Source organism: Fibrella musci (genome assembly GCF_041321105.1).
GTDB lineage: Bacteria > Bacteroidota > Bacteroidia > Cytophagales > Spirosomataceae > Fibrella > Fibrella musci.
Window position 1 is genome coordinate 394,326 of record NZ_JBGGWD010000006.1, and the last position, 20,499, is coordinate 414,824.

16 protein-coding genes are annotated in these 20,499 nt (G+C 53.2%); 4 read left to right on the forward strand and 12 right to left on the reverse strand.

Going from position 1 to position 20,499, the window contains the following annotated elements; all coding sequences use genetic code 11:
* Positions 1-20: 20 nt before the first annotated feature.
* A complete protein-coding gene (locus ACAW74_RS20990; RefSeq protein ID WP_370700196.1) occupies positions 21-1,439 on the reverse strand; it encodes an inorganic phosphate transporter in 1,419 nt (472 codons plus the stop codon).
* A 246-nt stretch (positions 1,440-1,685) separates the two neighbouring features.
* Positions 1,686-1,973, reverse strand: coding sequence for a YtxH domain-containing protein (locus ACAW74_RS20995; protein ID WP_370700197.1), 288 nt, complete (start codon positions 1,971-1,973; stop codon positions 1,686-1,688).
* 172 nt (positions 1,974-2,145) lie between these two features.
* Here ACAW74_RS20995 and ACAW74_RS21000 point away from each other — a divergent pair, with 172 nt between their 5' ends.
* Complete coding sequence (locus tag ACAW74_RS21000) at positions 2,146-3,195, forward strand: aminopeptidase (RefSeq protein WP_370700198.1); 1,050 nt, start codon at positions 2,146-2,148, stop codon at positions 3,193-3,195.
* Between the two features lie 13 nt (positions 3,196-3,208).
* Positions 3,209-4,003, forward strand: coding sequence for a DUF3108 domain-containing protein (locus ACAW74_RS21005; RefSeq protein WP_370700199.1), 795 nt, complete (start codon positions 3,209-3,211; stop codon positions 4,001-4,003).
* Between the two features lie 29 nt (positions 4,004-4,032).
* Here the strand turns inward: ACAW74_RS21005 and ACAW74_RS21010 are convergent, their stop codons facing one another.
* The 4 genes from ACAW74_RS21010 to dnaA all read right to left on the reverse strand — a co-directional run bounded on the left by ACAW74_RS21010 (position 4,033) and on the right by dnaA (position 8,274).
* Positions 4,033-5,013, reverse strand: coding sequence for a GNAT family N-acetyltransferase (locus tag ACAW74_RS21010; protein WP_370700200.1), 981 nt, complete (start codon positions 5,011-5,013; stop codon positions 4,033-4,035).
* A gap of 4 nt (positions 5,014-5,017) precedes the next feature.
* Positions 5,018-5,602, reverse strand: a complete 585-nt coding sequence (locus tag ACAW74_RS21015) for a hypothetical protein (RefSeq protein ID WP_370700201.1) — start codon at positions 5,600-5,602, stop codon at positions 5,018-5,020.
* Positions 5,599-6,735 (reverse strand): AAA family ATPase, encoded by a 1,137-nt coding sequence (locus tag ACAW74_RS21020; protein WP_370700202.1) that lies wholly within the window; start codon positions 6,733-6,735, stop codon positions 5,599-5,601. Before ACAW74_RS21020 ends, ACAW74_RS21015 begins: the two co-directional genes overlap by 4 nt.
* Positions 6,736-6,864: 129 nt before the next feature.
* Positions 6,865-8,274: a chromosomal replication initiator protein DnaA gene (gene dnaA / locus ACAW74_RS21025; protein ID WP_370700203.1), complete on the reverse strand. Its 1,410-nt coding sequence runs from the start codon at positions 8,272-8,274 to the stop codon at positions 6,865-6,867.
* A gap of 241 nt (positions 8,275-8,515) precedes the next feature.
* On the opposite strand from dnaA, the gene ACAW74_RS21030 reads away from it, so the two are divergent.
* Positions 8,516-9,844, forward strand: a complete 1,329-nt coding sequence (locus ACAW74_RS21030) for a methylmalonyl-CoA mutase family protein (RefSeq protein ID WP_370700204.1) — start codon at positions 8,516-8,518, stop codon at positions 9,842-9,844.
* 68 nt (positions 9,845-9,912) lie between these two features.
* On the opposite strand, the gene glmS is transcribed toward ACAW74_RS21030, so the two are convergent.
* The 3 genes from glmS to ACAW74_RS21045 all read right to left on the reverse strand — a co-directional run bounded on the left by glmS (position 9,913) and on the right by ACAW74_RS21045 (position 14,196).
* The gene (gene glmS / locus ACAW74_RS21035) at positions 9,913-11,751 is read right to left on the reverse strand and encodes a glutamine--fructose-6-phosphate transaminase (isomerizing) (protein WP_370700205.1); all 1,839 of its coding nucleotides are present in this window, start codon (positions 11,749-11,751) and stop codon (positions 9,913-9,915) included.
* A 194-nt stretch (positions 11,752-11,945) separates the two neighbouring features.
* On the reverse strand, positions 11,946-13,364 hold the full coding sequence (locus ACAW74_RS21040) for a DUF4270 family protein (protein WP_370700392.1): 1,419 nt from the start codon (positions 13,362-13,364) through the stop codon (positions 11,946-11,948).
* Positions 13,365-13,383: 19 nt separating this feature from the next.
* On the reverse strand, positions 13,384-14,196 hold the full coding sequence (locus ACAW74_RS21045; RefSeq protein ID WP_370700206.1) for a glycogen/starch synthase: 813 nt from the start codon (positions 14,194-14,196) through the stop codon (positions 13,384-13,386).
* A 163-nt stretch (positions 14,197-14,359) separates the two neighbouring features.
* On the opposite strand from ACAW74_RS21045, the gene panC reads away from it, so the two are divergent.
* Positions 14,360-15,202 carry a pantoate--beta-alanine ligase gene (gene panC, locus ACAW74_RS21050; protein WP_370700207.1) on the forward strand — a complete coding sequence of 281 codons (843 nt, stop codon included), beginning with the start codon at positions 14,360-14,362 and terminating at the stop codon, positions 15,200-15,202.
* 140 nt (positions 15,203-15,342) lie between these two features.
* Here panC and ACAW74_RS21055 read toward each other — a convergent pair whose 3' ends face one another.
* The 3 genes from ACAW74_RS21055 to ACAW74_RS21065 form a co-directional block, all read right to left on the reverse strand.
* Positions 15,343-15,807, reverse strand: coding sequence for a nuclear transport factor 2 family protein (locus ACAW74_RS21055; protein WP_370700208.1), 465 nt, complete (start codon positions 15,805-15,807; stop codon positions 15,343-15,345).
* A gap of 118 nt (positions 15,808-15,925) precedes the next feature.
* The gene (locus ACAW74_RS21060; protein ID WP_370700209.1) at positions 15,926-18,949 is read right to left on the reverse strand and encodes a S9 family peptidase; all 3,024 of its coding nucleotides are present in this window, start codon (positions 18,947-18,949) and stop codon (positions 15,926-15,928) included.
* Between the two features lie 408 nt (positions 18,950-19,357).
* Positions 19,358-20,479, reverse strand: coding sequence for a hypothetical protein (locus tag ACAW74_RS21065; protein WP_370700210.1), 1,122 nt, complete (start codon positions 20,477-20,479; stop codon positions 19,358-19,360).
* Between the last annotated feature and the right edge of the window lie 20 nt (positions 20,480-20,499).

Below are 20,499 nucleotides of genomic sequence, written 5' to 3' on the forward strand. Positions count from 1 at the left end.
GGTTCAGGTACGTTAAGCGATTAACCCAGCAGCCAGCGAAACAGCATGAATAGCGTAGCCGAGATCAGGATGGCCATCGGGAGCGTGAGCACCCAGGCGAGCAGAATGCTCTGGATCGTTTTGGCCTGTAGGTTTTTAATCCCTTTGCTGGCCACCATCGACCCGGCAATGCCCGACGACAGCGCGTGCGTGGTACTCACCGGCAGCGTAAACCACGATGCCAGCCCGATGGTCGTGGCCGCCACGAGCTCGGCCGAAGCGCCTTGTGCGTAGGTAAGGTGCGATTTGCCAATCTTTTCGCCCACCGTGACGACGATCCGTTTCCAGCCGACCATCGTGCCGAAGCCCAGCGAGAGTGATATCGCCAGAATGACCCAGAAAGGGGCGTGGTCGGTAAAGCGGCGAATGCCTTTTTCTTCTTTGACCGCTGTAGCCTGCAAGGCTTCTTTATCGGCCTCACTCAGCTTTACATCTTCGCTGGCAATCAGTTTTTTGCTGTTGCTGCTGATAGTCAGCAGGGCTTTCCGAATCAGGAGGGCGTCTTTCTGCTCGAAGTGATTGGCTTCGACCACCGGCGTCAGGTTGGCGATGCTGGTGTTGATCTTCTGGAAGCGCTCCAGATCGCTATCCGAGAGTTGGCTCGTGTCGATCCGGGCGATAATCTGCTGCACCGTGGCCAGATCGGGCTTCAACTCGGCAATGTCAATTTTGTTGTTGATGGCGAAGAAAGCGGGCAGCACGCCAATCAGGATGAGCATTACCAGCCCGATGCCTTTCTGGCCGTCGTTCCGGCCGTGGAAGAAGCTAACCAGCGTGCAGGTGGTGATGAGCAAACCCCGAATCCACATCGGCGGCTGCTCGCCCGGCACCGGTTCGTCGAAAATCTGTTTCCGCACCTGCTTATTGAGGGCCCGGCGCAACATGAACATCAGCACTACCGCCAGGCTGAACCCGACCAGTGGCGACAGAAACAGGGCCATGAAAATCTCTTTAGCCTTGTCCCAGTTGACGGCCGCCACCCCCGTAGTGTTCTCGGGCAGGAGCGCGTAGCCTAACCCTACGCCCAGGATAGCGCCAATGAGTGTGTGCGAGCTGGAAGCAGGCAGGCCAAAGTACCAGGTACCGAAGTTCCAGATAATGGCCGAGAAGAGGAGCGCCAGCACCATCGCGATGCTGTGATACACATTCTGATCGATGAGTAACTCGACGGGGAGCAGGTTGACGATACTCATCCCTACGCCAACCCCCCCGGTAATTACACCGATAAAATTGACGATGCCCGACCAGACTACGGCCTGCGTAGGTTGAAGCGAATTGGTGTAAATGACGGTGGCAACGGCGTTGGCGGTGTCGTGAAAGCCGTTAATGAATTCAAATGCGAGGGCTGCTAAAAAGCAGAAGGCAAGCAGGATAAAAACGCCGGTTTCTAAGCCGAACATACTGACTAGTAATTAGTTAACAGATATATTGGTGTACTTTCACCGCAAAGTTCAGGGGAATAGTTGGGCTATAAAATCACGAAGCGTTAAGAAATTGTTATGTTGTTAACATTAGGGTAATATTTAGATAACAGTCTGCCGCCCCCTGTCAATAGGCCTGAGTACTAGTACGCAGCCCGGAAAAAGGCCCCTGCCACGTACCCAACGGGTAGCGCAGCAGGGGCCTTATCATGCATTCGAGCAAATCTAGGCGGGCTGATCGGCGTCGGGCTTTTTGCCCAGTACATCGTCGATGGCTTGTTCGGCGTTGGGGAAACTGGCCTTGAATACCTCGGCGAGTTGTGCCCTGAGTTTATCGAAATACTCAGGTGCATTGTCCATGGCGGTTTCCGCTTCAGCCTTCAGTTCCGACCCTTTTGCTTTCAGGTCGGTCATCATTTTTTCGCCCTCTTCGGTTTGCAGGTATTTGTTAAGGGCAACTCCGGCGGCGGCTCCCAGAATGAACGTGGCTAAGTGTTTGGCGTTGACGGACATAGTGTGTTACTAGTTAGTTGAACACGAACGTAGGCCTTTCGGGGCAAAGTCGCAATGGCTAACTGCGGCGTTACCGCCTACAGCGAGTAATTAGGCCACTTAGTGGCATAAAAGTTATTGAATCACTTCTTTGCGACCTTTGCGCCGAACCCAGGTTGTGGGTAGTGTGTCCATGAAACGTATCCTCAAACGAATTGGCCTGATCATACTCGTTGCCCTGCTGGGCCTGGGTATCTGGCAGCACGAACTCATCAGCTACGGTTATATGCAGGCCAAGGGGCAGCTGCACATCATGCTCAACACCCGCCCCGTAGCTGAGTTGCTGGCCGATCCTGCCATACCAGATTCGGCCAAGGCAAAAATCCGGCTGATTGGGGAAATCAAACAGTTTGCGCAGGATTCGCTTGGCCTCGACCCGTCGGAGAACTTCACCACCTTTCACGATCAGGAAGGCAAACCGCTGATGTGGATGCTGGTGGGGGCGGATCGTTACGCTTTAACGCCGGTTCAATTCCGTATTCCGCTGCTTGGCACCTTTGCGTATAGGGGCTTTTTCGACAAAACCCGACTTTTGGAAGCCGATAGTCTGCTGCGGAAACAGGGCTACGACACGCGCATCAGCGGCATAGCGGCTTACTCGACGCTCGGTTTTTTCAAAGACCCGATCCTGTCAAGTATGCTAAGCCGCAACGAAGGTGATCTGGCCCAGTTGATCATCCATGAGCTGACTCACGGCACATTATTCATAAAAGATAACCTGGAGTACAACGAAAACCTCGCTGATTTCGTAGGTGACTACGGAGCCAAGCGATTCATGGCCTACAAGTACGGCGATACGTCGGCCGTCTACCGCGATTATCAGGCCGGGCTGGCTTTTTGGGAACGGTATACGCAGCACGTGGTGCGGGGAAGTCAGGTACTCGACAAGATTTATAGGGCATTTAAACCGACAACGCCTGTCGCTGTCAAAGAAGCTATGAAATGGAAAACCATCGAGCAAATCGTGACGGCCGCCGACACCATCACTGACGAGCGATCGGCCAACCGTTTGCCGCAAAAACGGGTCTCTATACGTAGCAAACTGCCTAACAACGCTTATTTTGTTAGTTATTTAACGTATCGAAAACAGCAGAACCGCTTCAAAACAGAGTTTGTTACTCAATTTGACAGCGACTTTCCGCGTTATTTACGACACCTGAAACAAACCTATCCTTCGCTGTAACGGACTGATTGCCATGAAAAAAACAGGAATCATTCTGAGTCTTTCCGCCTTGTTACTGGTCGTTGTCGCGTTTACGACGGCCCATACGTACCGCCGTGTAGTAAATACAAGTTTCGGACCGGGCGAACATATCGAGTATCGGGTCCATTACGGGTTCATCAATGCCGCCGAAGCCGTTGTCGATGTGGCGCCGGCGCTATACAACGTCAACAGCAGGCCCTGCTATCAGGTTAATGTGTTCGGCCGCACGACCGGCGCGTTTGACCTTGTCACGCGGGTACGCGACACCTGGCGTTCCTACATCGACACATCGGCCATTCTGCCGCAGAAGTTCTACACCAACATTCAGGAGAACAAGTACCGGAAGGAGGAAAACATGACCTTCAACCACAGTGCCAATACGGTAAAAGCCGAGGAGCGCACCGAGAAAGACCTGTTCAAAGTGCCTGATAACGTGCACGATGTGGTGAGTAGCTATTATTTCCTGCGCACCATCGATTTCAACCGCCTGCCCGTCGGATCGACGATCGAAGTACCAGCGTTCTACGACGACACCGTTTACAACATGAAGGTGCGGTATCGGGGCAAGGAGCGCATCAAGACCAAGTTTGGCAAGATTAACTCCATCAAGCTAAGCCCGATTATGGCCACGAACGGTTTCTTCAAAGGGGAAGACGCGCTGTTGGTCTGGGTGTCCGACGATGGTAACAAAGTGCCGCTGAAAGTAGAAGTTGAGTTGGCCATCGGCTCGCTGGAAATGGATATCCGAAGCTATGGCGGCCTGAAACAGCCCATGCGCTTTAATTGATCAGCCTAAACCTTATAGGATTTGAAAACCTATAAGGTTTGATAGCGTCTGACGATGCGCCGGATCCACTTCTCGATCGCCGTCAGCCGGTTCCAGCTTAGCTGAAGGTAAGGGACAGGTATAGCACCAAAACTTTCATAGAACTGTACGACGCCCGGTTTTTCGGGACTTTCAAAATCAAACAAGCCGGTTTGGCCCAACCGGCTTGTTGCGTGTTGGATGGCTTCGTCGAGCAAGAGCGTACGGGCATTGAGGCGGCGCCCATCGGCATTGGCGGCGTTGAAGAGGTAGATGACACGTCTATGCCCCTCCGCAAAGAAGGCCCCCGCCACAGGTACGTTCGCCACGCAGGCATAGCGCAACGTACCCAGGCCACGCGCCTGCAAGGCCGTAACCAATTGGGTGAACAGCGGATAGGCCCACTCGCCAACGCCAATCTCATCGGCGTGATTGCTCCGAAACAGCGTCAGCAACGGCTGCACGTCGGACGACTCGACGACCTGCCAGCCTGGCGTTTGGGCTGCGCGGCGGTGGGCGCGGCGCAGATTCATCCGGCGGTCGCGGGTGTAGGGTGGTGCCGCGCTGTCGAGGGTGAGCACGTGCGTCTGTAGAAGCCGCTGTTGCACATAGCCAGGTACGTTGGACAGCGGATTGGTCAGTGCCAAGCAAAGGCGACTGGCGTACCGATAACGCTTCAGTAAGACTTCCAGAAAAGGGGCCGGGTCGACGGGCTGTGCTGAAAAAATCGCCAGAAACTGACAGAACAAGGGTTGATAGACCACCCAATGGCCCCAACGGCGGCGGAGCGGCACGGGCAGCACGGCCGTGTAGCCTCCCTCGTTATCTGTGGCTACCAACCCTTCCCAGCGCCAGCGAGGCCCGTCAGGTACGTTTGTGACGGCGTCGAGGTACCAGCTATGCCCATAGAGCAGCGCGTTATGCGCCCCGGCTACGCACCGATCCCACTCAGGTACGTTGATTTGGTCGCGTTTCAGGAAGACAAGGGCCATCGGGTCAGGCCGAGAAAGCTTCCAGAAAAGCTTTCACTTGATGATGAAACTCTTTAAAGCTTTCGGAGCGTTGTTCCAGCCAGTCTACATCGAAGTTGGCTAAAATAGTACTTGCAATTTCAGCTTGTTTCGGAGCCTTTTTAGTTTCACCGTATACGGATCGTTTGCATTCAAGCCGAGGAATTGTTTCTAAGGTTTCATTCTTAGTTGCCGTTGGATTATCAGTGTGTCTTTTGATATACAATAACCAATGTTCAATACACTGGATTGGAATCATAAAAACTACGCGCTTTAAATGAGTTGCACACGAATTTCTGTGTGAGTCCTTTAATTTTTCGATTCTGACCTTGTCTGTCGTATCAGCATCGCGACCAACAACAAGTATATCTAGTCCATACCGTGCAAAACCTTGACGGGCTGCATCGGCAATGGAGTCATCGACTTCTTTTGCATTGCTTGCTTTGATTCGCCAGCCAAAATTTTCTTCTTCTAGAAACGTTTCTGGAAAACAAGTTGCGAAATATTTTTGGAGGAATGTTTTGTGAGCAAGGTCTTCGCAGAGAAGGCCATACATGATAAGCTTACTCATCGGGGTATACCGCCAATTAATCCAACTTTCCAGGCTTGCCCTAATCCATTCAAATACTGCGGAGGGTCGATTCCTAATCGCTCACTTTCGGCTGTTTCTGGCTCAATTATATCTTTTTGTAGGTTTTTGACGTGCGTCGCCCCCTCATCATCTTTATCAAAGATAAAAACTGATTCAGGCATGTCTTTGAACATATCAACCACAATTGGGCTGTGAGTAGTCATGATAACTTGAATGTCTTTCTCTTCCGCTAGCGAAAAAATGAGGTTAATGATTTCCTCAATCCTGCGAGGGTGAATCCCTTTCTCTGGTTCTTCGAGTAAAAGCAGCTTTGGAGGAGTAGGTTGATGAATAATACATAAAAGTGCTAGAAAGTACAATGTTCCTTCTGAAAGCTCATCTGCCCAATAAGTTATTTCTTGATTGTTATTTGTTAGGCCTACTATTTTGAGTGCTTCACGACTATGTAAATTACTTTTATTGTCATCATTATATGAATTATCCAAAGATATTTCATTGAATTCTGGTATGCAGCTCGATAAATCTTTTTCGATTTTACTGATTACTTTACTTCTATATTTACTCAACATCAAGTCCAGAAAATTAATAATATTTGATCCGTCAGAATTGATATTTTCTTCTAACTTGCCAATGACTCCCGGTTGAGATATCGTTTTCGGTTCAAGCCTATACACAATAACATTTTTAAATAATCTTGCCATCTCAGTAGAGTACTTTCCCTCATATATCTTTGATTCCCCTGAATGATATCCTTCTAAGTAATCATCTATATCAAATTCTGGTTTTAATGACCATTTATATTTATATTCCGGAATTGTGTTGGTCTGAATATTAATTAGCAATTCTAAATTCTCGTCTTTTTTATATATTAATTTTTTGGGCTTGTTGTTATAATACTTGTAGAAATTTTCAGCAGATTTGTTTCGATTTTTGTCTTCTTTTATAGAATTTACTGTCTCAATGTTTTGAAAATACTCTGATATGTATTCCAATGCTTTTAAGAAATTACTTTTTCCTGAATTGTTTGGACCAATTAGTAAATTAACCTCTTGTAAGTCGAGCGTTACGTCTTTTAGGCTTTTGAAGTTCTGGATGGAGACGCGCTTGAGCATGGCGAACGAGAGTCAGTTTGCGCAATAGTACGGTTTTTTATCGTAGAGCGCGTCAGATTGCCACGTGGCGATCTGACTAAAGTGAAACATCAAACAACATCAAACGCGAAACGACAAACTTTAAACGTCTTACTTGAAATACGCTTTCAGCTTGGCGATTTCTTCCTTGGTGTCAGGCTTTTCCTTCAACAGATCATTGACGATCTGAATGGCGTGGATGACGGTGCTGTGGTCGCGCCCGCCGAAATGGTAGCCAATCGACTTCAGCGACAGCTCGGTAAGCTCTTTAGCCAGATACATCGCCACCTGCCGTGGGTAGACCACCTCGCGTTTGCGGCTCTTGGCCTTCAGATCAGCAATGGAGATGTTGTAGAAGTCGGCGACGAGCTCCTGTACCGTGTCGATGTTGATCTCTTTCTCATCGTTCTGCACGATGTTGCGGAGCGTCATTTTGGCCAGATCCAGGTCGATTTCGCGGCGGTTGAGCGAGGCCTGCGCCATCAGCGACACCACCACGCCTTCCAGCTCACGCACGTTGGTGTTGATGCTGTGCGCCAGGTATTCGATCACGCTGTCGTCGATGTAGACGCCCTCGGCTTGCAGCTTCTTCTGGATAATGGCAATGCGCGTTTCCAGATCGGGCGTTTGCAGGTCGGTGGTGAGCCCCCATTTGAAGCGCGACAGCAGCCGGTCGTCGAGGCCGTCGAGGGCGCGCGGGGGCCGGTCCGATGTCATGATGATCTGCTTGCCCGACTGATGGAGGTGGTTGAAGATGTGGAAAAAGATGTCCTGCGTTTTTTCTTTCTTCTGCAAAAACTGCACGTCGTCGATCACCAGCACGTCGACCTGCATGTAGAACTGGCTGAAGTCACGCATCGAATCGCTTTTGATGGCGTTCAGAAATTGGTTTGTGAACTTCTCCGACGTCACGTACAGGACAAACTTATCCTGATTGGTATTCTTGATGTAGTTGCCGATAGCCTGCACCAGATGCGTTTTGCCCAGCCCCACGCCGCCATAAATCATCAGCGGGTTGAACGAGGTCACGCCGGGCCGGGCGGCTACGGCGTAGCCCGCGTTGCGCGCCAGCCGGTTGCAGTCGCCTTCTACGTAGTTGTCGAAGGTGTAAGTGGGGTTGAGGTACGAATCGAGTGTGAGTGAGTCGAGGTCTTTGAGCTGAAACGGCGACCGCAGAATATCGGGGCTGACGTTGTCGGGTTTAGCCGATTGCGGGCTCTTGGTGGTGGGCATGTTCACCGCAATGGGACGGTTCTTTTCGTCGCCCTGATCCACCACAATCGAGTATTCGAGTTGCCCATCGCGCCCGATAGCGGCGTCGAGGGCCTTCCGGATGGCGTGTACGAAGTTTTCTTCGAGCCATTCGTAAAAGAACACGCTGGGTACCTGAATGGTGAGCACCTTCCCATACAGATGCAACGGCACAATAGGCTCGAACCAGGTTTTATAGCTGGCTTCGGGCACAATTTCCTGGATAACGCGCAGGCAGTTGGCCCAGACTAGCTGAACCTCGCGTTGCATAGGGCCGGGCGATGGGAAGGGATTCACTGAATAACTAACGTCAAGACGGAGGTACGGCTGTCAAAAAGGGAGACAAAAGTAAGAAAGTAAGTTAGACGTTGGACATTGAATTTATAGAACGAAGGCGGATTGTACATCGCCGATTTTAATAGATTTTTGACTGACGAAAGCTTAGGCGCTGCCCGGCTCCAACCGGCCAACCGCAGAACTACTTAGTCGCGCTAAACCTGATCAACAAACGATGCTACCTACTTTTTCGACCGTTACCTACGCCGACTGGCTGGCGCAGGTGCAAAAAGACCTGAAAGACCCCGATGCCTACGAAACGCTTCGCTGGGCTACGCCAGAAGGGTTCACGGTCGAACCCTACTACACGGCCGAGCACGTGGGTACGTTGCCTTTAGCGGACATACAGGCAGCGCAACGTACCCAGCCGGGTTGGTTCAACGCGCCGGCCTACACAATCAACGCCGCAGACGTACGGGCGCAGAATGGGGTATTGCGCGAGGCCATAGCCAATGGAGCCGACGCGCTGCTGCTACACGTACCGGCCGACATCAATCTGTCGCTCCTGCTGAATGGCATCAAACTAAGCGATACGCCGATTTGCTTTGCTGTATCGGGCGACGCGACCGTATTCATGACGGCGTTGCGAAACGTGGCGCCCTACCAACTGCGGGGCGGGCTTATCTGCCCTGCTGATCAATCCGTGGAGCAGGTAGCGAGCGTCTTGACGGCGGCTGAAGACTCGCCGCAATTTCGAGTTATCCACATAGATGGCATAGTTATCCACAATGCCGGTGCCACCGCTACGCAGGAACTGGCCTTTACATTGGCCCAACTCGCCGATGCCTTTGATCAACTCACCGAAGCCGGGTTTTCGCCTGAGCAGTTAGTTGCCAAAACGACTATTCGCCTGGCGGTAGGCACCAGCTATTTTCTGGAAATTGCCAAACTACGGGCGATGCGTGTGTTGCTCGCCCGATTTGGGGCGGGGCATGGGCTTGCGGCTACTCCATTTTTGGTCCATGCTGAAACATCGGCTTTCTATGAGGCAGCCGCTACACCTTACACCAACCTGCTTCGTAGCACCACAGAAGCGATGGCGGCGGTGATTGGTGGCTGCGATTGGCTCACGGTACGGCCCTACGATGCCGTGCTAGCCGAATCGGTGCCCGAATCAGTAGGTACGTTGTCGACCGGGTTCAGTCAGCGGATTGCCCGTAACGTATCGACGCTGCTGCTGGAAGAAAGTCAGCTGGGGCGTGTGGCCGATCCGTCGGCGGGTAGCTACTACGTCGAAACGCTGACGCACCAACTGGTCGAAACCGCCTGGGCGTTGTTTCTGGACGTGGAACAAAAAGGAGGGTACGCCAACGCGGCTGGGTACGTTCGGGAGGCGATTGATGCAGCCTATCAGGCAAAACAGGCGGCGGTGCAGCAGGGCCGTGTGCTGGTTGGCGTAACCAAATTCCGGCACGACGAAGGCGGTGTACCTACGCCTACCACGCCCACCGCTGCGCAAGCATCGGGTTTACCGGTGCGGCGTCTGGCCGAATCATTCGAATAAACAAAGCCGCCCGACCCGTCGGAAAACGACAGGGCCGGGCGGCTATTGATCCGTTGCTGAAAGCGGGTTTATTCCACCGTTACCGATTTGGCCAGGTTACGCGGCTGATCGACGTTTCGGCCGCGCATCACGGCGATGTCGTAGGCGAGCAGTTGGAGCGGCACCACGGATACCAATGGCATCAGGATCTCGTGTACTTTCGGAATCTCGATAGAGAAATCGACCATTGACGGCAGGTGGGTGTCGCCTTCCGTAACAACGGCGATCACACGGCCTTTGCGCGCCTTCACTTCCTGAATATTCGAGACTACTTTTTCGTATGAGCTATCCTGCGTGGCCGTTACCACCACTGGCATGTCTTCGTCGATGAGGGCGATAGGGCCGTGTTTCATCTCGGCGGCGGGGTAGCCCTCGGCGTGGATGTAGCTGATCTCTTTCAGCTTCAGTGCGCCTTCCAGTGCCACGGGGAAGTTGAGGCCCCGGCCTAGGTAGATGAAGTTACGGGCGTAGGTGAAAATGTAGGCAATCTCCTTGATCTTCTCGGCGCTTTCCAGCACGCGCTCTACCTTGGCCGGAATGGTTTCCAGCTCGGCCAGCAACTGCCGGAACAGCGTGTCGGAAATTGCGCCTTTCCGTTGGGCGGCGGCCAGCGCCATCAGCGTGAGTACCGTCACCTGGGCCGTAAAGGCTTTGGTGCTGGCTACGCCAATTTCGGGGCCGGCGTGGGTATAGGCGCCCGCGTGGGTAGCCCGCGCAATCGACGAGCCGACCACGTTACAGACGCCGAAGATGGTGGCGCCTTTTGATTTAGCCAGTTCGATAGCCGCCAGCGTATCGGCCGTTTCGCCCGATTGCGAGATGGCAATAACAATGTCGCCCTCCTTGATGATCGGGTTTCGGTAGCGGAATTCCGACGCATACTCAACTTCGACCGGGATGCGCGCCAGTTCTTCGAAAATGTACTCGGCGACCAGCCCGGCATGCCACGAGGTGCCGCAACCGACGATGATGATCCGCTTCGATTTAGCCAGCTTGTCCATGTAGTCGCGGAGGCCACCGAGTTGGAGCGTGCCTTCGTCGGCGTTGACGCGGCCGCGCATGGAATCGGCGATGGAGCGGGGTTGCTCAAAGATCTCCTTCAGCATAAAATGGTCAAAACCACCTTTTTCGATGGCCGCCAGTTCCATTTCTACCTTCTGAATGTAGGGCGTCGTTTTGGTATTGTCGAGCGTCACTATGCTCAGCTTACCGTCCTGCACGTTGGCTACCTCGTAGTCGTTGAGGTAGACCACGTCTTTGGTATACTCGATAATGGGTGATGCATCGGAGGCAAAGAAATACTCGCCATCGCCCACACCAATCACCAGCGGGCTGCCTTTGCGGGCGGCTACCAGTTGGGTCGGGTCTTCGGCATTCATCACCACGATAGCATAGGCGCCGGCCACTTCCTGCAACGCGGCCCGAACGGCTTCTTCGAGCGTGCCGCCTGCGTTTTCCCAGATGTCTTCGATAAACTGTCCCAGCACCTCGGTATCCGTCTGGCTGGCAAACGTATGTCCTTTCCGAAGCAGCGTTTCCTTGATGGTTGCGTAGTTCTCGATGATCCCGTTGTGGATGATCGCCAGTTTCTTGTGAAAGGAGTAGTGCGGGTGCGCGTTGACGTCGTTGGGTTCGCCGTGCGTAGCCCAGCGGGTATGCCCCATGCCGATGGTTGCGTGCAGGGTTTTATCGGCCAGTTCGTGTTCAAGCGCCGACACTTTGCCTTTTTTCTTGTACACTTTCAGCCCTTCGCCATTGAGCAGCGCCACACCGGCACTATCGTAGCCCCGGTATTCAAGTCGCTTTAAACCTTTGATCACGAGGGGGCATGCTTCCCGATGCCCTACATAAGCTACAATGCCGCACATAGGTATTCGTAATTAAGAATGAACTGTTAAGAAGGAGAGGTGGGTGAGGTACGTTCTTCTCCGAAAGGTAACAGAGAACGCCCAATTTTAGGCCTAAAGACAACTAAAAGGATGAACGGGGTACCCTTCAGGCTAATCGCTGCCGATTGGCGAAGCGATGCAGGCCTGAAAGGTACCCCGCAAACCGGAATCGGTTAGTTCGATTTCGTATAAAACAACACCAGTTTCACGCTGGCTTTGCCGTCAAGCACCATCCGCCAGACCCGATCGGTCAACACGGCCTGCGTCTGGTCGACCAGCGCGCCCGTGCTGCTATTCTGACCAAACAGCAGGCTGCTCGGTGTCAGAATCGCGAGGCTATTGTTGGGGCTAACCTTGCTTACGATCGATTGCAGGTAGCCCGCTACTTGGAACGTGTACGTGTTGGTTCGGGGCTCCAGAAACGCCAGTTGCGGATACACGTAGCTGTTCGGCGAGCGGCTGATTGGCCCACCCGGTGCCTGCAAGCCAGATACGGGGTCGATGCCCGGCGCCGACTGCACAGTAAACAAGCGCACAGCGCCGGTCGACAACTCCGAACGAATCAGCCGATTGTTACCGTCAACTTCAGCAAGCGCCAGGTAATTGGGCAATGATCGTTTCTTGTCTTCGGTGGGCTGCGGCGTAATAACCAGATCGGCCCGGTTGATGGCAATCCGCCCCGATTGAAGCAGCGCGTTCAGCGACGGAAACTGCAACTTGGTGGTGACGCCAGTGCCCGGCTGCACGTAGGTACGTCCCGTAACGGTGGTGGTCAGGCTCTGGCCGGGCCGCAAGGTAGAAAGGGGGGTACCTGCCCGGTTGGCTGTAATCTGGTTGAACCGTTTGCCCGAAAACGAAAAATACTGGGGGTTCCGGAACGCCGTTTTCTCGCCTTCTACGTGGTAGTAGAGTAGAATACCTGTACTTGATGGCGACAAGCCCAACACCGAAGCTGCGTTGGTACCGCCCAGCGAAAACTGGAAATCACGCGTGATCTGCTGCCGGAAGCCGTTGGGATCGACAAACGTACCCGTAGAGGTAAGCGTGCTGGCGCTGGAATTGGCTAGCGCCAATAGCTCCCGGCCAATGCTGTTGTCGATCGGAATAATCGTCGACGTATCGGTGCTTAGAGGGCGGGGCAGAATCGTGCGCCGGGCGATCACCTGACTGCCAACCGGTACAACCGAACTGATGTCGTAATTCTGCCGACGCAGGCTATCCGCCATGCGGGTTACCACAATCTCGTGGGCAACTGCTGTATCGCCGTACCAGGCTCTGCTCAGGTTGATAATTAGCCGCGTTGAGTCCAGAATGATCCGGCTGGCGGGCGTAGTATTCGTTGTCCCAGAGTCGGTTACGACGAAAGCAGACGTCTGCTGTAGGGCGGCGTAACTCCGGGCCTGCACCTGCCCATAAACGGGATCGGTGTAACGCCCAACTAGCAGTACGCTCTGGTCGTTGCTCCGCACCGAGTCGAGCTGAGCCGTCGTGCGGGTGATGGTGAGCGTATCGGTATAAAGAACGCCCACCTCATTGGTGGGCGCAAGGCCAATCTCCTTCGGTTCTTCGCAGGCAAGTACCGCCGCCAGCATGCTGGCCACAACGGCCAGCTTAGCTAACCAGTTGCGTGTAGATGTTGTAATAACGGTCGGTAACGTTGGTTTCCGCCTGGGCGAGGTCGAGTTTGTGTTCGGCAATTTCATTCAAAATGGCAGTCAGACTTTCGTTTTCAGTTTCGCCCGCGTCCACAACGGCGTCGGCGTAGGCGCAACCAATTTTAATGAACCCGGTGAAATCACCCGATTCGAGATGGCTGAGCATGGTGTTGTCAATGTCCATCATCTTGGCTTTTTCAACCAGATCGCTGGCATTAAAACGGTGCTCAAACGCGTTATTGTACACTGTGAAGACCGACTTCGTGTCTTTAAACATCGGGTCGTTCTTGTAAGTGGTTTTCAAGTACAACGGAATCAGTGAGGTCATCCAGTCATTGCAGTGCACAATATCCGGCGACCAGCCGAGTTTTTTCACAGTTTCGAGTACACCCTTGCAAAAGAAGATCGCCCGCTCGTCGTTGTCGTCGTAGAAACGGTCTTCTTTGTCGTGAAATACATACTTACGGTGGAAGTAATCTTCGTTGTCAATAAAATACACCTGTAACTTGGCCGTTGGAATCGACGCGACCTTGATGATCAGCGGCTTTTCCTCGTCGCCAACCGAAATGTTGATGCCCGACAGGCGGACAACTTCATGGAGTCGGTTTTTGCGTTCGTTGATCAGGCCGAAGCGGGGCACCAGTATCCGAATTTCCATGCCCCGTTCCTGCATGTCCTGCGGTAACTTGCGCACAAAATCGGCCACGTCGGTAGTCTTGAGGAAGGGAGTGATTTCGCTGGCAACGTACAAAATGCGAAGTTTGCTCATAGAGGCAAGAGAAGAATGGGTTGGACGAATTCACCTAAAAAACTTGCAAAATTAAGCAAAAAAATACCGCATTTCAATACATTTTGCCCTAAAAATTACAATTTCCCGCGGTGCGTTGTGTCTCCCAAAATAGCCCGTTTTTACGCGCCTTTTACCCGTTGTCATGCATACCTTCGATACCGTTTTTTCCCTCCGTCAATACCTCACTCAACAGCGCGCTGCGGGCCAGACCATCGGCTTCGTTCCGACTATGGGTGCGCTGCATCCGGGCCACCTGGCCCTGGTCGAACGCGCCCGTCAGGAGTGCGACCTCGTCGTTGTCAGCATCTTCGTCAACCCCACGCAGTTCAACAACCCCGAGGACCTGGCCAAATACCCCCGCACGCTAGAACAGGACTCGGCCCAGCTCGAAAGCGTTGGAACCGATGTGCTTTTTTCGCCGTCGGTAGCCGAGATGTACCCGCATCCCGCCACGCTTCGCCTCGACTTCGGCGACCTCGAAACCGTGATGGAAGGCGCCTCGCGGCCGGGTCATTTCAATGGCGTGGGGCTGGTTGTCAGTAAGTTATTTCACATGGTGCAGCCCGACCGGGCCTATTTCGGTCAGAAAGACCTTCAGCAGGTGGCCGTGATTCGGCGGCTGGTGCGTGACCTGAGTTTTCCGATTGAACTGATCCGCTGCGATACTGTCCGCGAAGCCGACGGGCTGGCCATGTCGTCGCGCAATGTGCGCCTCTCACCCGAGGAACGTACCCAGGCCCCGGCGCTGTTCGAAGCCCTGACGCTAGCCAAATCGAAGCTGCTGGCGGGCGAGACGCCTCAAGAAGCCAACGTCGTCGTGGCAACGTACCTGGCCGCCCGCCCCGCGTTCACGCTCGATTACATCGAAGTTGTCAACGCCGACACGCTCCAACCGGTAGAAGAGCTACAGGCCCCTGGCCAGACAGCCCTGTGCCTCGCCGCCCAGCTCGGCCCCGTGCGCCTCATCGACAACGTGGTGTTCTGATAGTCTGGATAGTCGTTTAGGAACGTAAGTCAATAGTCTGGACAGTCGTTTTCATGGTTGCTTCTGCGAAGCCACACGTTAAATGACTGTCCAGACTATTGACTTACGTTCCTAAACGACTATCCAGACTATATCTTTTCCTATTGGCATTCCCGACGGGTGTCGATGATGGCCTGAATTTTCCAGGCGCCGTTGAGCCGCACGAGGGTGAAGGCGTTGGCACCGCAATGGTGAAGCTTGCCTTTGTAAGTGAATTTGTACGGAATGAACGCCGTCGCCAAGTCCGTATCGATCAGAATCTGGTAGGGGTCGATGGCCTCGATTAGGTCGTTGGGTTTGGCCTTACCAATGGATTCGGCAAATCCGTCAATCGACTCCGTACGGACGCTCACGACGCCGTCTTTGTTGACCACCGACTGAAGGCTGGCATTGGGTGCAAACGTCCCTTTCACCTTCGCGGCATCGGCGTTTTTCATGCCCTCAAACAGGTCGTCGACCGTTTGCATAATCGCGGCTTCGTCGAGCGCCGAGGCCGACATCGTTTGCGAAAAAGCCGCCACAGGCAGGCAAAGCAGCGTAATCAGAAAAAGTTGTCTCGCTTTCATAGGCAAAAGGTAGGAAATAGTTTACAGTCCTCTGTCTTCAGTTTTCTGTTGGCTGCCGCCAGGCTACACTTGCGGCAGCCAACAGAAAACTGAAGACAGAGGACTGCGAACAGTAAACTCAATATTTCATTTCGCCCCGGTCTTTTTCGACGGCGCTGCGTCCTTCGGTCATCCAACTGGGCGCGGGGGCGTTCCTGAGGTAGTGGTCGAAGAACTGATACATCCGAATGCTGAGGTCTTTGGCGTTGTGCCGCTGGGTCAGGTTATGGTCTTCCCCGTTGTAGACCAGCATCCAGACGGGCTTCTGCAACCGGCGTAAGGCCGAGTACATTTCAATGCCCTGATACCACGGCACCGATCCGTCGGCGTCGTTGTGCATCATCAGTAGCGGTGTTTCAACCCGGTTGGCGTAGAACAGCGGCGAGTTTTCGAGGTAATTCATGGGTTTCTCCCACAGCGTACCCCCAATGCGACTTTGCGTTTTCTCGTACTGAAACTGCCGCACCAGGCCCGTTCCCCAGCGAATACCGCCATAGGCCGAGGTCATGTTGGCGACGGGCGCGCCCGCCATCGCCGCCCGGAACAGGTTGGTGCGGGTGATGATGTAGGCCGTCTGGTAACCACCCCAGCTCTGCCCCTGAATCCCCAGCCGGTCGCGGTCGATGTAGCCCCGGTTGAGCAGGCTCAGCACGCCCGGTACGATACAGTCGTAAGCGTTCTGGCCGGGGTTCCCCGTGGTGTACACGATGTCGGGCACGAAGACAACGTACCCGTTCGACACGCAGTAGGGAATGTTGATCGTGGAGCGGCTCGGTGTGGGCGCTTTATAGTCGGGCAGGGTTTCGGCGCTGCGTTCGTAGAAGTACGTCAGCATGGGGTACTTGGTGCCGGGCGGTCCGTCGTTACGGTCGAAGCCTTCCGGTTTGTAAAGTAGCCCTTCCAGCTGAACCCCGTTCGTCCCCGTCCACTTGACCAGCTCGACCGAGCCCCAGCGCAGGCTATCCTGCTGCGGGTTGATCTGCGTCAGTTGCTGCTGCGTGCTGAACGTCGTATCGGTCTGGAACAGGTTGTTGGGTTCGCGGAAATTGCCCCGGTGGTAGGTGATCGTCGAACCGTTTTTCGCTTTAGTTATGGCCGAATAACGGTGAGCGCTGTTGAGCAGGATTAGTAGCTCGCCGTTACCAGTGGCTGAAGCAGGAGTTAGTCGTTGACGTAAAATACCCGTATGCTTGTCGCCTTCCCAGAAGCCCGTCAGGTACAGGTCATCGGTGGGGTTGATGGCTCGCTCGTCGGTAGGGCCGTCGGTGCGTTCGAGCGCGATGCGGCGCAGCCGAACCTTGTTGGTACGCCCCCAACTGTTGGTCAGGTTGCGGGGTTTTTCGCGGCCGGTGGGGTCAATCTGCCAGAGGTCGTAGCGGTCATAGACCCACACATAACGGTCGTTGGTGGTCCAGCCCGCAGCACCGTAGCTGCCGGGTAGGCTGGGCGTGTCGTGCTCTTCGTCGAAAAACGCGGAGGGCAGGCCGCGCGTCAGGTCGATGCGTTTGCCGTCGGCTACCGACCATGCCCGCCAGAGCGTATCGCGTTCGTCGAACCAGTAGGCGTACTTGCCGCCCGGCGAGAGTTTGGCCTCCGACGTGATTAGGTCGTGGGCGATGCGGGTTTTCTGGCCTGTTTGGCTGTCGATGAGGTACAGATCGAGGTGGCCGGGGTCCCACGAGCTGCTCACCTGATACGGTACGTCGCTCACGCCTAGCCAATAACGTTGGTTGGTCTTGTAGTCGATGGCGACGGTGGGTACGTCGCGGCTGGCGAGGGAAACTACAGCGCCGGTCGTCAGGTCGCAGACGGTGGCGTAGCCGCGCTCTTTCTCGTCCTTCAGCCGTTTTTGCTGCATGGGTTGAATCCGGCTGTCGTTCCAGGTCCAGACGTCCACCTTCACCTTCTCGTCGTCGGGCGTCAGCGTGTCTTTTTTGATGCGGGGCGGTACGGGCGACGTCGCGAAGTATAGCCGCTGCCCATCATTGGCGAACCGGACGGGCGCGTATTCGTTGACCGACCAGCCTTTGGGCAGTGCGGCCGTGGTCGTATCGGCAACGATGGCCCCTGCCCCGCTTGTTGTCTGGAAGAAGGGCAGTTTAACCTGCGCCGACTTGGTCTTGCTGCCCTTTTTGGCTTGACCGACCACCGGTTTGTCGCTCAGGTTTTTGTAATAGAGCCGGAACACCTTCTGCTCGGCACCGGCGGAGTCGGCCGAAGCCATCCAGGCGAGTTGCTCGCCCGTTTTGTCGACGGCCAGCCCTTTGTACACCTTGTGCAGCCCCGACGTGTCGATGACGGCCAGTTGCCGCGTGTCGGTGCGGAAGGTGAAGACGCCCGGCAGCAGCACGTCGCCCCATTTCAGGCTGTCGATAATCGACTCGCGAGCAAATACCACCCGCTGCCCGTTGTCGGACATGACGACGCTCGACACGTACCTGACCCGCTGCTGCGTGCCGTCGGCCATGTTGAACAGCACCATATCGTCGGCCTTCGGTTTTTTCGGGCTTGCTTTTTTGGCCGTAGCCGTCGTCGAGGCCGGGCTAATCGTGACCGGGTTAGTGGTGTCTCTGGCGGCGGCTGTGGAGCGGGGAGCCGGGGCGTCGGGCTTACGCTCCTGTAACAGTGACACCCATGAGCCGCCGTCTTTCCCAAGCACATACGACTTCACGTTAGCAAACCGGGTAATTTTACCCGTCGCCAGCTCGATGACCGCGAGGGAATCTTTGGGCAGTTCGTCGGCTTTTTTCTTTTTGAGCTTGGCCTTACGCGTATCGGCCAGTGGTGTTTTGAGCTTGGCGACCAGAAACCGGCTGTCGGCCGAAAAGCGGGCATCGTAGCCACGCGCCAGCCGGTAGCGGGGCGCGGACGTACCTACGGCTGCGCCAATGGCCGACACAAGCAGTTGCCCATCGCCCTCCTGCGGATCGATCTGGTAAGCGAGCCATTGGCCGTTAGGCGCGTGTTTTTCGGAGCCGACATTCTGCCAGCGGTCATAGTCGGCGGCGTTGAGCGAGCGTTTTTGGGAAACCGGCACCGGTGACTGGGCAAGGGCCATAGCGGCCATCAGCCAGCCGCCCAGCAAAAGAAACAGGCGTTGCATGAAGAAACGAAGAGGTTGGTTGTATAACGTACCCAGCGAGGGAACGCCCCACAAGTTAACCCCAACAACGCCGTTTACAGCCTCTCAGGCCCTGTTTTTGTAAGTTCAGCTAGTGATATGGCAAACGCTGATTGCTTACAAGGAGGTAGGAAATCGAAGCAACGTACCTGAAGCCTGATAACAGGAAGAGTAGACACTAATTAAATAACAGGTGCATTAGAGTCACTAAGTTAAAGCGTTATGAGGCGTTTAATTTCACCCAACGCCCCTGAGTGTTGATGGATGATGATGCTACGTTACTGAACAAAAACCACTCCCAACCTTTACACACTCATTGGGTTGGGCTGCAAACCGTCCTGACCGGCGAGCGTCCTGTCGACCGAAAGTGTGACGGCGCGGAGCGGATCACTACTGCATTTTATCAATGTATTTTATTCTAAAACCTGGATAGCGCATATAAGTTACTACTCTATTACCTTCATAGTTCATCACTTGTATTGTAGTACTACTTGTTTGTTTTGCATACACGGCTATACGAACAAGTTTGGTTATATCCTTATATTCAAACCGATGAACTGTTCTATAGTCTAATTTATACTCACGTTTACCATTCACGGTCTTAAAAGGTATTTCTTTTATTACTAAATATCCGTCTGGGTTACTTTCATTATTCGAATCATCTAAAGCAAATATTAGTCTGAGGTCATTCTCTTCACCAATGACTTTGAAGAAATATAGTTGATCTGTTTTATCATCACTCCCTGAAAATTCGGGATAATAACCGTGTGTTCTACTTCTTGCGCCATCACCTTCAATTGAAAGGTTAACAAGATTAGTTCTACCTTTTAAGTTTCCGGTTTTGGGATTAAAAGTAATTGAAAAACTTTCCCATCCGCCTTGCTGAGGCTCTGTTATTTCATACGTAATGAACCGTGCTTTAAAAAATACGTTCGGGTTTACAATTTTAACTACTCTCTCAATACTATCCTTTCCGTTTATATTAACAGTTCTTATTTGCCCAACTATAGTCGATGCTATACCGTTAGGCATGTAGCTTTTTAAGCTATCAATAATTTGTGCTGGAGTAATTGCAAAATTCTTTGAAGTTCGTACTGTAATTTTTACTGTATCAGCAGTTATGCCATCGTATGCAAAAGAGCTTCCAGTTCTCAATTTTCCGTTTGTGAAATTTTCAGGAGATAGCGCTTTAATTTTTATTGTATTAATTTGAAAGTCTGATAAACGAAGTTTGGATTTAGTAAACGCTGGGAGTACAAAGTTTCTGAACTTTGTTGAATAATCTCGTTCAGAAGACGGACCATCTAATATCTCATAAGTAAATTGAGGCAGGCTTGACACTGGCATAGGTTGAATTATTCCATTTTTTATATCCAGACGTTGTATTGGCTTACCAAGGATACCTGATTGAGGGTTTGGTAAAATTTTGTAATCATCAACTTTTTGGGAAAATGATAGGAATGGAGAAAATGTGTTGAAAATCAACAACAGAAGGTGAACTGTTTTTGACATGGCAGTAAAAATTAGTAGTT

Bases quoted from the DNA above. Each gene is read 5' to 3' on its own strand.
- ACAW74_RS20990 (WP_370700196.1), bottom strand. From the start codon at position 1,439: ATGTTCGGCTTAGAAACCGGCGTTTTTATCCTGCTTGCCTTCTGCTTT.
- ACAW74_RS20995 (WP_370700197.1), bottom strand. From the start codon at position 1,973: ATGTCCGTCAACGCCAAACACTTAGCCACGTTCATTCTGGGAGCCGCC.
- ACAW74_RS21000 (WP_370700198.1), top strand. From the start codon at position 2,146: ATGAAACGTATCCTCAAACGAATTGGCCTGATCATACTCGTTGCCCTG.
- ACAW74_RS21005 (WP_370700199.1), top strand. From the start codon at position 3,209: ATGAAAAAAACAGGAATCATTCTGAGTCTTTCCGCCTTGTTACTGGTC.
- ACAW74_RS21010 (WP_370700200.1), bottom strand. From the start codon at position 5,013: ATGGCCCTTGTCTTCCTGAAACGCGACCAAATCAACGTACCTGAGTGG.
- ACAW74_RS21015 (WP_370700201.1), bottom strand. From the start codon at position 5,602: ATGAGTAAGCTTATCATGTATGGCCTTCTCTGCGAAGACCTTGCTCAC.
- ACAW74_RS21020 (WP_370700202.1), bottom strand. From the start codon at position 6,735: ATGCTCAAGCGCGTCTCCATCCAGAACTTCAAAAGCCTAAAAGACGTA.
- dnaA (WP_370700203.1), bottom strand. From the start codon at position 8,274: ATGCAACGCGAGGTTCAGCTAGTCTGGGCCAACTGCCTGCGCGTTATC.
- ACAW74_RS21030 (WP_370700204.1), top strand. From the start codon at position 8,516: ATGCTACCTACTTTTTCGACCGTTACCTACGCCGACTGGCTGGCGCAG.
- glmS (WP_370700205.1), bottom strand. From the start codon at position 11,751: ATGTGCGGCATTGTAGCTTATGTAGGGCATCGGGAAGCATGCCCCCTC.
- ACAW74_RS21040 (WP_370700392.1), bottom strand. From the start codon at position 13,364: ATGCTGGCGGCGGTACTTGCCTGCGAAGAACCGAAGGAGATTGGCCTT.
- ACAW74_RS21045 (WP_370700206.1), bottom strand. From the start codon at position 14,196: ATGAGCAAACTTCGCATTTTGTACGTTGCCAGCGAAATCACTCCCTTC.
- panC (WP_370700207.1), top strand. From the start codon at position 14,360: ATGCATACCTTCGATACCGTTTTTTCCCTCCGTCAATACCTCACTCAA.
- ACAW74_RS21055 (WP_370700208.1), bottom strand. From the start codon at position 15,807: ATGAAAGCGAGACAACTTTTTCTGATTACGCTGCTTTGCCTGCCTGTG.
- ACAW74_RS21060 (WP_370700209.1), bottom strand. From the start codon at position 18,949: ATGCAACGCCTGTTTCTTTTGCTGGGCGGCTGGCTGATGGCCGCTATG.
- ACAW74_RS21065 (WP_370700210.1), bottom strand. From the start codon at position 20,479: ATGTCAAAAACAGTTCACCTTCTGTTGTTGATTTTCAACACATTTTCT.